Below are 308 nucleotides of genomic sequence, written 5' to 3'. Positions count from 1 at the left end.
AGAAGTCACCGCGGCAAAGGCGCCGGCCGGATCCCTTGGCCAACGTCTTCGACCTGGAGGTCGTGCCGATGCTGAAGGCGGCTCCCGGCGTGCGGCCCGTGGCTATCTTCGAGGAGAGCTCCGACGCCATCCTGAGCTGGGGCCGGAATCCGTCGCACCCTGGAGCGCCGGATCCGCGCCTGGCGAGCAATGCATGGCGCGGAGCAGGAGGTCATCTTCCGCCAGACCCATGACGTGGGCCAGGTCGGCCTCTCCGACTTCACCGATATGGGCGAGCTTGGGGTCACCATCGCGGGCGTGCCGCTCGA

Annotated in this window: 1 pseudogene; it reads left to right on the top strand. The window is 68.5% G+C overall.

Annotated features, from left to right (window positions below):
- Positions 1-308, top strand: a pseudogene (locus tag AC0L2O_RS36595) (IS21 family transposase); the annotation flags it as partial.

Source organism: Bradyrhizobium sp. Kon10 (assembly GCF_055807395.1).
This window is presented reverse-complemented; position numbering and strand designations above follow the sequence as displayed.